The 13,758-nt window shown below is 29.2% G+C and carries 10 protein-coding genes; 7 read left to right on the plus strand and 3 right to left on the minus strand.

The annotated features are described in order from the left end of the window. Positions 1-78: 78 nt before the first annotated feature. Entirely contained in the window at positions 79-2,148 is a 2,070-nt protein-coding gene (locus ACZ451_RS16590; protein ID WP_464214431.1) for a right-handed parallel beta-helix repeat-containing protein, read from the minus strand. 477 nt (positions 2,149-2,625) lie between these two features. Between ACZ451_RS16590 and asnB the strand changes: the two genes are divergently transcribed. From asnB to ACZ451_RS16620, 6 genes are all read left to right on the plus strand, one after another. Beyond that, complete coding sequence (gene asnB, locus ACZ451_RS16595) at positions 2,626-4,521, plus strand: asparagine synthase (glutamine-hydrolyzing) (RefSeq protein WP_464214433.1); 1,896 nt, start codon at positions 2,626-2,628, stop codon at positions 4,519-4,521. 130 nt (positions 4,522-4,651) lie between these two features. Beyond that, positions 4,652-5,662, plus strand: coding sequence for an ATP-grasp domain-containing protein (locus ACZ451_RS16600; protein WP_464214435.1), 1,011 nt, complete (start codon positions 4,652-4,654; stop codon positions 5,660-5,662). Positions 5,663-5,681: 19 nt separating this feature from the next. Beyond that, positions 5,682-6,836 (plus strand): glycosyltransferase family 4 protein, encoded by a 1,155-nt coding sequence (locus ACZ451_RS16605; protein ID WP_464214437.1) that lies wholly within the window; start codon positions 5,682-5,684, stop codon positions 6,834-6,836. A 25-nt stretch (positions 6,837-6,861) separates the two neighbouring features. Beyond that, a complete protein-coding gene (locus tag ACZ451_RS16610) occupies positions 6,862-7,743 on the plus strand; it encodes a 1-aminocyclopropane-1-carboxylate deaminase/D-cysteine desulfhydrase (protein ID WP_464214439.1) in 882 nt (293 codons plus the stop codon). Between the two features lie 59 nt (positions 7,744-7,802). Beyond that, positions 7,803-8,420: a sugar transferase gene (locus tag ACZ451_RS16615; protein WP_464214441.1), complete on the plus strand. Its 618-nt coding sequence runs from the start codon at positions 7,803-7,805 to the stop codon at positions 8,418-8,420. Continuing rightward, complete coding sequence (locus tag ACZ451_RS16620) at positions 8,417-9,715, plus strand: phenylacetate--CoA ligase family protein (RefSeq protein ID WP_464214443.1); 1,299 nt, start codon at positions 8,417-8,419, stop codon at positions 9,713-9,715. The genes ACZ451_RS16615 and ACZ451_RS16620 overlap by 4 nt, the downstream gene beginning before the upstream one ends. On the opposite strand, the gene ACZ451_RS16625 is transcribed toward ACZ451_RS16620, so the two are convergent. Both ACZ451_RS16625 and ACZ451_RS16630 read right to left on the minus strand, forming a co-directional pair. Beyond that, a complete protein-coding gene (locus ACZ451_RS16625) occupies positions 9,712-10,755 on the minus strand; it encodes a sugar-transfer associated ATP-grasp domain-containing protein (protein WP_464214445.1) in 1,044 nt (347 codons plus the stop codon). The genes ACZ451_RS16620 and ACZ451_RS16625 overlap by 4 nt on opposite strands. Before the next feature lie 61 nt (positions 10,756-10,816). Further along, a complete protein-coding gene (locus ACZ451_RS16630; protein WP_464214447.1) occupies positions 10,817-12,193 on the minus strand; it encodes a cytochrome-c peroxidase in 1,377 nt (458 codons plus the stop codon). A gap of 370 nt (positions 12,194-12,563) precedes the next feature. On the opposite strand from ACZ451_RS16630, the gene ACZ451_RS16635 reads away from it, so the two are divergent. Then, on the plus strand, positions 12,564-13,715 hold the full coding sequence (locus ACZ451_RS16635) for a glycosyltransferase family 4 protein (protein ID WP_464214449.1): 1,152 nt from the start codon (positions 12,564-12,566) through the stop codon (positions 13,713-13,715). The last annotated feature ends 43 nt before the right edge of the window (positions 13,716-13,758 follow it).

The raw sequence follows: 13,758 nt of genomic DNA on the forward strand, positions 1-13,758 counted from the left end.
GCCTACAAAATCGAAATGATTTCATAGGCGCATTGCATTATATATATTTAAAGTAATATTATTTAGCTTCCGCTATATTTATTTCTCTACACAATTATTTTCACTGATACTTACATTAGTTAAACTAACTCCTTCTCTTATTTTAACGCAATCTATTCGTAATGGCGTTTGAGAAGTATAAATAACCATGTCATTATTTATAAAAGAAGAACCTGGAGTATCATTATTAAATAATAAAGCATTACTACCAATAAAACCATCAAAAGAATTTCCTGTAAAATTCATATTGCTCCCTCCAGTGACTTGAACAGCTCCTAAACTGTTTTCTATAACATTAATAGAGTTAGCACCAAATAAACTAGGTGGCGCTCCTGTATCTGTACCAGAAATTACACCGGTAACACTATTATTTCTTAATACAAAGTTAGCATCGCCTGGGTTATCCCATTCATTCCCTAATACTAGCGCAAAAAAGCTTCCTTCTAACATTTCTATTGTATTACCTTCTATAAGCACATTAGTTACCGTATTACTAGAAGCTATTGCTCTATTGCTTGCTCTAATAATATTATTTGTTAAACTTACATTAGAAGTACCTTGGCTTGTATTAACAGCTCCAGGCCCAATAGCAACTGCTACTACTCCTTCAAAAGTATTATCATTAACCGTTGTTCCGTTACCTACTAAAGTTATTGCAGTTCCCTTACTTTTTACTGTATTTCCATAAATTTCATTTCCAAAAACGAAATCAGTTCTGCCTATATTTTCTGCACTTCCAGCCGAAATCCCACCACCAATTAATGTGTTATTTCTAATAATTACACCATCTGCAGTAAAAAATCCAACACCACCATCTATTAGTTCATTATTTTCAAAAACAATAGGACCATTGGCATGAGATATTTGGAAACCACCAGCTCTAGGGTTATCTTCTGGGTTATTAAGAATCTGCTTATTATTTCTTAAATAAATATGACTTACTTTTTCGAATTCTACTAATTCACCAGATTCATTTCTACCTCTAACTGCTTCAATATTAAAATCTGAACTAGGTGCTGTGCCATCTGATCCAGCAGTATTAGCTCCACCATCAATAAATTCGTTATTTTCAATAAAAATCTGTTCAGCGTTTGTAATTACTAAATTTGTTCTTCTTGCTCTTATAAATTTATTATTTCTTATTATAATATTTTTAGAACGGATATGTCTAGGATCAAAGTAGAAAAAGACACTACTAATTACAAGACAATCACCAGCAGGGTCCATAAAAGTTACTCCATCTATAATAATATCTTGCCCTCCTTTAATAGACATAGTATTTACCCATTCATGAGTTGGTCCTGTAGCACCATCAGAATCTACAAAATTTGAATTATAATCATGTTCATCTCTCTCTCCATGTAAAGTACCACCTGTTACTTTAATATTACTTTCGTTAAATATAGCTAATAAATCAGGTCTAAAATGTCCATTAGGCTGCATACGTATATGCGTGTTATCAGACATGTTTAGGTGAAAATTTGAAGGTAAATTAATTGCATGAAATTCAGGAACATCATCTATTAATAGACCATCAGTCTTAAAAAAGGCATCAAAAGTATCTATTTGAAATTCATAACCACCAATACTAACTATTTTAGCAAATAAATTTTCTAAGACATCTCTGTTATGGAATGCAGTTTCATCATCAACCTGGCCTTGCACAATATCCCATCTAGACGGGTGAAATTGAAAAACTTCGCTAATTAAAGTAACATCACCTGTTACTTCTAATTCGTAGTTTAATAAGTCTCCATCAATTTTTCCAGAAGCTGCAAAATTTAATGTTCCATTAATTATCTCTCCACCATTAAATTCTAAGGTTACCCCTTCTGGTAAGTTTATAGTTGCACCTCCTAAATCTAGTTGACATTCGATGGCTAATGTAGTATTGGCTGCAATATCAGCTATTGTATAATCACAAGGAGTTTCATTAACATCCATTTCATCAATAACTGGATCTTCAGTTACGGGATCTGAATCTCCTGTTTCAATACTGTCTTCTATTATGCCAGACAATAAGCCTTCTGTTGTACAAGAATTTATAGTGATAAGGGTAAGTAGGTAAAAAACTAAAAGTTTAACTGTAAAAATCTGAGGTTTCTTCATTACGTTTCTTTTATTTGTTCAAATATTATTATTTATAACGTAGTAATCGTCTAATTGTTGATATTTTTCGATAAGTTACACTTTCAGTTACGACAAATCGCAAAATTTGGATTTTCGTTTGGTTTTTTTTAACATAAAAATCGATGAATTACTAATGTTGCAGCAAAGCATTTTTTCCGAAAAACAGTGGATAAGTAAAAAAACGATATAATTTATTCTAGAATTTTGATAAAGTGATACTTAAAAATAAAAATATTTAAAATATAATGCCTATTAAGTCCGTTAAATACCTCAACTATAATTAATAAATGATTTTATATAGTATTTTTGGAATTTTATAATATTAAAATTTAATATTTCATTAACCTTGATATATAAATAATACTGTTCTATATTTTCTGATAAAACAATATTTACCAATTGCTAAACAAATTTTAGTGTTTAAAAAAAGTAAAACTTAAAAAAAGACCTTCATTAATGTGCGGAATTAACGGATTTATATCTAAACCAAATTCAGAAAATGATATTGATATTAATATCATGAATGATTTAATTATTCATAGAGGTCCAGACGATGATGGTGTTTTTAATGAAGAGAATAAGGAGTATACTATTTCTCTTGGAATGCGAAGGCTCTCAATTATTGATCTACATTCTGGAAAACAACCCATTTTTTCTGATGACAAAAAGTTAGTTATCGTTTTTAATGGTGAAATATATAATTATTTAGAGTTAAAAAAAGATTTAGAAAAAAAGGGAGTTACGTTTAGAACCAATAGCGATACTGAAGTTATTTTAAAATTATATGAACATGAGGGTGTTACATCATTTAAAAAATTAGACGGTATGTTTGGTTTTAGTATTTATGATAAAACCAAAAAAATGGTCTTCATAGCTCGTGATTTCTTTGGAGAAAAGCCATTATATTATCATCAAAATGATAATGGTCTCATATGGGGTTCTGAATTAAAATCAGTAATAAAAAAAATAGGGAGGAAACCTAAAATAAATACGAAAGGATTAAATCTTTTTTTTAGTTTAACTTACATTCCTGCTCCATATACCATATATGATGATATATTTAAATTAAATGCAAATCATTATATCGCATACGATCTAAGTACACATACTCATGAAATTCATGAAATAGCTAAAGACATAATTCCTGAATCCAAATCTGACCTTACTTTAAATGAAGCAAAAAAAGAAGTTAGGAGGCTTGTTTACGATAGTGTAACTAGTAGATCTATTTCTGATGTTCCTTTAGGTACTTTTCTTTCTGGTGGTGTAGACTCTTCTATTGTTTCCTTATGCTTAGCTCAAGAAAAATCGCAACCCATAGATACTTTCTCTATTGGTTTTCAAAAAAAATCTTATGATGAGTCAGATAAATCTAGGATAGTAGCAAAAATGATTGGAAGTAAGCATCATGAGTTTATTATTAGTGAAAAAGACTTAGAGAAAGATGTAGCTAAAATTATATTGAATTTTGATGAACCATTTTCAGATTCATCATCATTACCCACATTTTTAGTAGCTAATAAAACTAGCACCCATGTAAAAGTTGCTCTTACTGGTGATGGTGGAGATGAAATGTTTGGAGGATATAATAAATATTATATGGGGAAAATGAACCAAAGGTATACAAGTATTGTTCCCAAAGGGTTTCATAACATGATCCAAAAAACAACAGCTCCATTTTTAAAAACATCAAATGATAATAGAGGAAAACGTTTTTTAGCCAAAAAGTTATTAAATTCTATAGATTATAATGGCGGATACTATTGGGATATTATATCACTTGGATTTAATAATAATACACTAAACAACTATCTATTACCAGAAAAAACAGATACAACCATATTTAATTATTATAAAGAAAAAACAGGGATAAAAACTCCAACTAGTCTCACTGATTTTAGAATCATAGATAAACATATGAGTTTAGAAGGAGATATGCTAGTAAAAGTTGATAGAACAAGTATGCTAAATTCTTTAGAATGTAGAGCGCCATTTTTAAATAAAAAAATATGGAACTATGCCAATACACTCCCCGAAAAGTTTTTAATGAATGGATGGGATAAAAAATTTATTTTAAAAGATGCATTTAAAGATCAGTTCCCTGAGCATTTTTTAGATAAAAGTAAAAGTGGATTTGGAGCACCCGTTGGTGATTGGTTAAAATCTACTTTTAAAAAAGAATTAGAAAGTTACTGTGATGAAAAAAGTATTACAGATCAGAATATATTTAACCCAAGCGCCATAAAAAAATTAGTAATGAATCATATCTCTGGGAAAGAGGATAATACATTTAAAGTTTGGACATTTTATTGTTTTCAAAAATGGTACTATAATACATACAAAACAATATAAAAAAGATTATTTTTGATATCATTACTTTGAAAAGTAATGGTATCGATAATTTTTAATGTATACATCATAATTTATGGATCAAATAAATGAATTATGATATTTTCAATAAAAAAACTAAATCATATTTATTTTGAATATACTTTTCACTTGCGCAGGAAGAAGAAATTATCTGATTAATTATTTTAAGCAAGCGCTAAAAAATAATGGAAAAGTAATTGCTGTTGATACACAAATGACAGCTCCAGCACTAGTTGATGCTGATATTAGTATTGTAGTTCCTTCCATGTATGATACAAATTATGTTGAGGCATTATTAGAAGTTGCTAAAAAACATAATGTAAAAGCTATTATTTCTTTACACGATTGTGAGCTTCCTATTTTAGCAAACAGTAAAGATAAATTTGAGGCACAAGGAACTAAAGTAATTATCTCTGAAAAGAATGTTATTGACATCTCACAAGACAAATGGCAGACCTATCAGTTTTTTAAATCTATAGATGTAGCTACTCCAAAATCTTACATAACTGTTGATAGTGCTATAAATGCCTTAAATAATAAGGAGGTGAGTTATCCACTAATTGTAAAACCTAGGTTTGGTAGTGGCTCTATAGGTGTTTCTATTGTGACAAATGAAGAAGAATTAATTCTTTCTCATAAATTACAAAGCCTACAATTAAAAAATACAATATTAAAAAACTTTTGCTCAAACGATATTGATAAAAATATTATAATTCAAGAGAAAATTGTAGGAATAGAATATGGCATAGATATTTTAAATGATTTTAATGGTAATTATTACAATTCATTTGTGAGGCAGAAATTAGGGATGCGTTCTGGCGAAACAGATAAAGCAGTTTCTATTATAGATGAAAGGTTTAATGCTGTTGCTAAAAAAATAGCGCAACATACCAAACATATTGGAAATATGGATTGCGACTTTTTTGTTTCAAATGAAAAAATATACTTTCTAGAAATGAATCCTAGGTTTGGAGGTGGATATCCTTTTTCTCATGAAGCTGGCATAGATATTCCTGCTATTTATTTAGCTTGGTTAGAAGGGAATGATCAAGTAGATAAATTTAATAATTACCAGTCAGGTATTGGATTTTCTAAATGCGACCGATTAATTAAAATTAATTAAAGCGTAGATTGTTATTAATATGAGTAAAAAATTAATACGTATTACAACTGTCTGTGGCTCTTTAGAAATTTTATTAAAAGGACAGCTCAAATTCATGTCTAACTATTTTAATGTTATTGCTATGTCTTCTCCTTTTGGTGATAGGCTAAAAAAAGTAGGAATTAATGAATCTGCAACTACAATTCCTCTTGAAATGACAAGAAGAATAACACCCATAAAAGATTTAAAAGCGACTTGGCAGTTATATAAAATTTTAAAAAAAGAAAAGCCAGATATTGTGCATACCCATACTCCAAAAGCAGGTACAATTGGTATGTTAGCTTCATATTTAGCTAGGGTCCCAAATAGGTTACATACAGTAGCGGGGCTTCCATTACTAGAAATTAAAGGATCAAAACGTATTCTTTTAAACTTAGTGGAAAAAATAACATATCGATGTGCTACAAAAGTATATCCGAATTCTTTTGGATTAAAAAAAATCATTATTGATCTTAAATTTACAACTCCAAAAAAAATGAGAGTTATAGGAAATGGAAGTTCTAATGGTATTGATACAAATCATTTTGATCCAGCTTTATATAATGATGAAGAGAAATTAAATTTAAGAAGTTCCCTTTCAATTGATAAAGAAGACTATGTATTTATATTTGTAGGTAGAATAGTTACAGATAAAGGTGTTAATGAACTTGTGACTAGTTTTAAAAAATTAAATAAGCAGCACAAAAACACTAAGTTGTTATTAGTTGGCGAATTTGAAACAAGTCTAGATCCATTACATAAAACTACCTTGCAAATCATTGAAAATCATCCAAGCATTATTAAGGTTGGATGGAAAAAAGATGTAAGACCTTATTTTTCAATTGCCAATATATTAGCTTTTCCGAGTTATAGAGAAGGTTTTCCAAATGTTGTGATGCAAGCGGGCTCTATGGGTCTTCCATCAATTGTTACCGATATTAATGGATGTAACGAAATTATTACTGATAATGAAAACGGGTATATAATACCAGTAAAAAACATTGAAAAACTACACGAAGCTATGTTACTAGCTTATAACAAGCATAATCCTAATTTTTTAAAAAAAGAACATATTAGAACTCAAATCACTACCAGATATGAAAGAAATTTAATTTGGAATGAATTATTGAAAGAATATAAAGCATTACCAAACTAAAAATTTAGAATATTAGAAGTACTAAATGTTACAACGTATAAATAACACTTTTGCATACTATAGAGACGATTTGTTTCCGCTTTTAGGTGGTGGAAATAAAGCTAGAAAAATGATGTCTTTGCATACAACTATTTCCAATGATTTGTATACTGCTATTGTCACTACAGGTGGAATACAATCTAACCATTGCAGAGCAACAGCTCTTTACTGTCAGAAGTTTAATTTAAAATGTACCCTAATTATTCATGGGGATGAAAAAAAGTTTAAAGAACAATCTGGCAATGCAAAATTAATTAGAGATACAGATGCAAAAATTGTTTTTTGTAATGCAACTGAAATTTCCAAATTAATGGATAATGCCATGTTTGCATACAAAAATGAAGGAGAAAAACCGTATTATCTTTATGGTGGTGGACATTCTATAGACACTACAAAAGGGCATATAGAGGTGTTTAACGAAATTTCTAAAAATAATTTTATACCAGATTATATTTTTTTAGCTTCAGGAACTGGCTCAACACAAGCGAGTATTTTGGCTGGTATTACTAAATATAATTTACAAACAAAAGTAGTAGGTATATCGGTTGGAAGAACTAAAGAACGAGCTGAAAAGATAATTGAAGATTTTTACATAGAAATCTGTGAAAAATTTAAAATTGAAAAGAGAAACGATATCGTTACTGTAGAAGACAAATTTTTATGTGGTGGATATGAGCAATATAATGATGAAATAGCTAAAATTACAGCCAATTCAATCACTACAAATGATATTATTTTAGATACTACATATACTGGAAAAGCATTTTATGGTATGCAAGAGACCATTAAAAATAAAGCCTTAAAGGGAAATATTCTTTTTTGGTATACAGGCGGTATATATAATTATATGGCGAGAAACAACTATTAATTTTTATAATAATTAACCTTTTATTTATATTTGATTGACATTTAATTTTATAAGAAATAATGTATAAAAAAACCTTTAAAAGACTTGTAGATTTTCTTATTTCTATTTTTGGTATGATTGCACTCTTACCTTTTTTTGTACTTATTTCCCTTGTTTTACTTTTTATAAATAAAGGAAGGCCATTTTTCTTTCAAAAAAGACCCGGTAAAGGAGAAAAAATATTTAGCATTATTAAATTTAAATCAATGACAGATGCTAAAGATAGTAATGGAGCATTACTACCTGATGAAAAAAGAATTACTCTTTTTGGCAATTTTATAAGAAAAACATCTCTTGATGAAATCCCCCAATTAATAAATGTTATTAAAGGAGACATGAGCATTATTGGACCAAGACCGCTACATGTAAAATACCTGCCTTATTATACTGAAAAAGAAAGCATAAGACACACTGTTAGACCTGGTATAACAGGATTAGCCCAAGTATCTGGAAGAAACTTACTTCAATGGGAAGATAGATTACAAAAAGACATTGAATATGTTGAGAATTTATCTTTTACAACAGATTTAAAAATATTTTTTAAAACAATTTTAAAAGTAATTACAGCAAAAGATGTTGCTATGGAAGCCAGTTCAGGGCTTTTAGATTTAGATGATTATAGAAAATTAAACCAATGAGTTTCTTAAACAAATTAAGATATAGTGCTTTTTGGGCAATAGATAGTATTAAAGGTGGTGCTATAAAAAAAGATTTAAACGATCTTACCGAAAAATTTAAAATTAAATCATTTAAAGAATTACAGCAAAAAAATGCCCCTCTTATAAAAGATTTACTAAATCAAGTTGTTAATTCTAGTCCTTTTTATAAAAAATATGACTCTTTTAAAAGCTTAAATGATTTTCCTGTTGTTAATAAATTAATTGTAAAGGAGAATTTTAATACCATAAACATTAGTGACAAAAATGTAAGAACAGTAAGCTCTAGTGGTTCTACAGGTATTCCTTTTAAAATTTATCAAACAAAAAGAAAAGTAATACGAAATAAAGCTGATGTTATTTTTTATGGTAGTTTGGGTGGTTACACTATAGGGGAGCGATTATTATTTACCCGATTATGGTCTGATCATTATAAAAAAAATACTTTTTTTGCTAAACTGTTAAATCTAGAACAAATAGATGTCCGTAACCTAACTGATAGTTATGTTTTAAAGCTTATTAAAAAAATCAGTAAAGATAGATCGCCAAAATGTTTGTTTGGTTATCCTTCTGGTTTCGAAAAAATATGCGCTTCACTACAAAAAAATAAAATAAAACCAATTAATTGTAATATAACATCAATAATTGCTACCTCTGAAAGTTTAAATGATTATGTAAAAGACCAAATGGAGTATTATTTTAATACACCTGTTGTTTCTAGGTACTCTAATGAAGAAAATGGAATTCTATCCCAACAAATGATTGGTGAAAAAGCGTTTACAATCAATTGGTCTAGTTTTTATGTTGAAATATTAGATTTAGAAAAAGATACTCCAGCAAAAATGGGAGAATTAGGCCGTATCGTTGTTACCGATTTATTTAATTTAGCTACCCCAATGATCCGTTATGATACAGGAGATGTTGGCAATTTCTGCAATTTTGAAAACGATCAAATCCCTAAATTTGAGATTGTACAAGGTAGAATTAAAGATATTTTATACAACACAAAAGGTGAGGTTATAAACCCGTTTGTTGTTTATGTAGAAATTTATAAATTTCCAGAATTGGAACAAGTACAACTTGTACAAATGTCAAAAACAGCTTATGTTTTTAAGGTAAACTGTGCGTTACCTTTCCAAAGAGAAAAAGAATTTATTTCACTATTTAAAGGGTATTTAGGGCATGATGCAATTATTGAAATTGAGTATGTAGACGAAGTTCCTCTTTTAAAATCAGGAAAGAGAAAGATTATCTTAAATTTATCTGACCAAAATTAAATTTCTTCTAAAATTTCTTTAAAAGCAGGATGATTTTTAAACCCACCATAACTATATTCACCAGCTATTAAAGCTGCATTATAATTACCTTCAATAATCATAGGTCCATTTGGTGTTATAGCAACGTCCCAACCTATAAGCCTATTGGGAATATGGCTTGCAAATTTTTTGCATAAAACCAAAGCTTCACTAAAAAATGGGATTTCAAAACCAGAAATTTTAACATGAGATGTTGGATGCTTATCTATTAATTTACTACCATTAATCATTGCAGTAAATCCCTTATCATGTAACTTCCCTTTATCAAAATAAATAGGAACAAAAAAACCACCAGCATCAACATTATCTACATAACTATCTCCTGAACCAAAACGCATATAACCTCCTAAAATCTGGATAGTATTAGTTTTGTCTATATACGTTTCTATACGAACTGTATTAATACTGTTAGGAAATATTTGACTTACTTTTTCATGCTGATCTATACCCTCTTGAAAAATGAAAGAAGCATTTTTAATATCATCCCATATGATTTCACAAGTAGCGTTTATACTATTTTTAGTGATTAAAAAAATATCTTTACCTCCCTTAGATTCGCAAGCTTTTACGAATACTTTTTCTATATTATGGTGTAATTTAAATAGACTATTACAAAGTTCTATGAATTGCGCTACATTGTTTACCGTTTGTTGTTTGCCATCTAAAATAAAACTATTATAAAGATTATAGCACAATAAATTAGGTGTTTCCAATTTGTTTTCTTGACAAAAAAGCGCAAAATTGAGTTTATTTTTAAGTATATTTTGTGTGTGCTTACGTTCTAATTTAGAAGAAAAAATAATACTATAAAACTCCTTTAAACTCATATAATTCCTAGCATCGAGCGTATTATCATTTTTGTAAAAAAATCTGCCAAAATAAAATAGGGGAAATTCTTTTTTTGCTATTATCAATTGAAATACTTCTTTTGACATTTTCCACCAACTCTTTTTGTCTTTGTCTTTTAGGAAAATTAAAATTCTTTTAAAAGTATTTTTCATCAAGGTTTAAATTAAATAATAACTGATAATTCTTAAGAATTCGAAATTAGTAAATACTGAATTAATTACAGCCTAAATCTGCCTTAGATTGATCATCATTATTAGGAAAACAAAAACCAGAATTAATACTTTCGGGTACATATCTAATTAGATTGGGATCTCTTAAACTATTTTCCAAAAATAGTGTAAGGGCAGTTATTTGTGCGTCATCCAAATTAATGGTTCCAAATTGAGAAGCTAAATTAGCAGTAGTAACTTCGTTACTTTGCGGAACGCCACTATTTTTATATTCCACAACACTCTTTACCGAATTAAATGTACCACCATGACCAAAAAATTTTGCATCTACTAAATTATAAAGCGTAGGTGTTTTAAATTTGTAATCATCTGATGCATTTTTAGTAAAACCTCCTCTACCCTTTTTTACATCTTCAAATTTAACTAAATCTAAAACTACTGTTTCTCCCGAAATTTCAAAATCTTCCATACCAAAAGCATGAAATTCTTTATCTTTTAAAGCAGGCCCTGTATGGCACTCATAGCATTTACCCTGACCAAAAAATACAATAGCTCCTTCTTTTTCTGGAGTTGTAAGAGCGTTTTTATCCCCTTTTAAATATTTTTGCCAAGGTGCTTCGTTTGCTAATAATGTTCTATTATATGCAGCTATAGCTAAAGCTCCCGTTTTTCTAGAATACCTATCTTCTAAAGGAACATCCGGAAAAGCAGCATCAAATAATTCTTTATACCCGTATGTGTTTACAAAATTTTCGTCAACAAGTAACCTATGCGCATTTTGTCCTTTCATTGCCTGTACTTCAATACCCTGAAAACCTTCTGCATTTTCAGGTATTTCTTCCCAATTTGCTTCGGTTCCTACATTTGTTCCAGTTCCACCAAATTTTCCATCCCAAAGCATTACATCTTGATATGCTAAATTTAAAAGTGTAGGGGGTTTTACAGCTTGTAAATCTACAGAATCAATTGGCATGGCTGTATTAATAATTCTTCCTTCTCCTTTTAGTCCAAAACCAATGCCTCCTTCTCCAATTCCTTGCCTTAAGCCAGAACTAAAACCAGATGCTACTGGATGGCATGATGCACAGGTATATTGCCCTAGCGTTTGCTCTCCCATTTTTGGTGCCCCACCTAAAGCAGTCTCATGTAATAATAATTTACCCAATGCTACTTTTTCTTGTGAGATAGGGTTCAATGGATCTTGAGGTATGTTTACAAAATCGTTACTCTCTGGTAATATAAAAAAAGAAGCTCCTTCTCCATCCGATGCTACATCTAGCAAATCTGAAAGAGCATTATCCAATACATTTTCATTTGGAACTTCAGTATATTCATCATCTTTATTACATGCAGTTAGCATGAATAATATAGGAATTAAAAAAAAGATGTTTTTGGTCTGTTTAAAAGTTAAGTTTAGCATTCTTACGGTTTTTTTTTCAAAATAGTATCACAAAAGTATCACATTTTAAAAACAAGCATTATAAAGTTCTCTCAAATGCACATTTAATCGATATATGATACAAAAAACAATTCAATTCGTTTTATATCATATACCAATTTATAAATTCACAAATACTATATTTTTTTGGAAATAGTAATTAGCCTATTACTGATACAACTAGAAATTGCTAAAAAATAAAATTTTACACTAAAAGAAAATTGATAATTAACATAATTAGCGTAAAAAACTTGGTTAATTATATTAAATTTATGGATTTTATAATTTCGTTTAATTATTAAAAAAACTTATTAAACAAATATTCCAAACAATAGTAGTTGTACTATAATCAATGAAGAAAAAAATTATACGAATCACAACAGTTCCTTTGTCTCTTGGTGGCCTATTAACTGGGCAGATTAAATTTATTTCCAATTATTACGAAATTATTGGCGTTTCTTCAACTGGGCATGGTAATTTATCGCTACAGAATTATGGGAATAAAGAAGGTGTTAAAGTCATTCCTGTAGAAATGACTAGAAAAATAACTCCTTTAAAAGATTTAAAAGCCGTTTGGAAATTATACAAAATATTTAAAAAAGAAAAACCATTTATTGTACATTCACATACCCCTAAAGCAGGAACCCTAGCTATGTTAGCCTCATATATGGCAAAAGTTCCTCATAGACTGCATACAATAGCTGGTTTACCACTATTAGAAGCTATTGGAAGTAAAAGACGGCTTTTAGATATTGTAGAAAAAATGACTTACTTCTGCGCTACTAAAATTTATCCTAACTCACATGGCCTAAGAGATATTATTATAAAAAATAAATACGCTAAATCAGATAAGCTTAAAGTGCTAGCGAATGGAAGTTCTAATGGTATTGATATACATCATTTTGATCCCTCGCTTTACAACGCTAAAGAAAATTTAAAACTTAAAGATAGTCTTGATATAAAAACAGAAGATTTTGTTTTTCTTTTTATAGGACGATTGGTAAAAGATAAGGGAATTAATGAATTAGTGGAAGCTTTCAATAGCCTGTCTGAAGAAAATAAAAAAATAAAATTATTACTCGTTGGTGGCTATGAAAGTGATTTAGATCCTGTGTTACCAAATACTGAATATCTTATAAAAACAAGTCCAAACATTATAAGTGTTGGTTGGCAAAATGATGTACGCCCATTCATAGCAATTTCAGACGTACTTACTTTTCCAAGCTACAGAGAAGGATTTCCAAATGTAGTTATGCAGGCTGGAGCCATGGGTATTCCTTGTATCGTTACTAATATAAATGGTTGTAATGAAATTATTATTGAAGGAAAAAATGGAACGATTATACCAGTTAAAGATACTAAGCAACTTAGTACAAAAATGTTACAAATAGCAAATAGAGAATTTTTATTTGATGCTAAGGTTTGTAGAGACTTAATTACAAAAAAGTACGATCGGCAAATTGTTTGGGATGCCATATTATCAGAATACAATAGTTTAAACTAAGCAATAGCTTTTTAAGCAACAGAAATATTCATTTTATTCAAAA

Source organism: Allocellulophaga tsushimaensis (assembly GCF_055383085.1).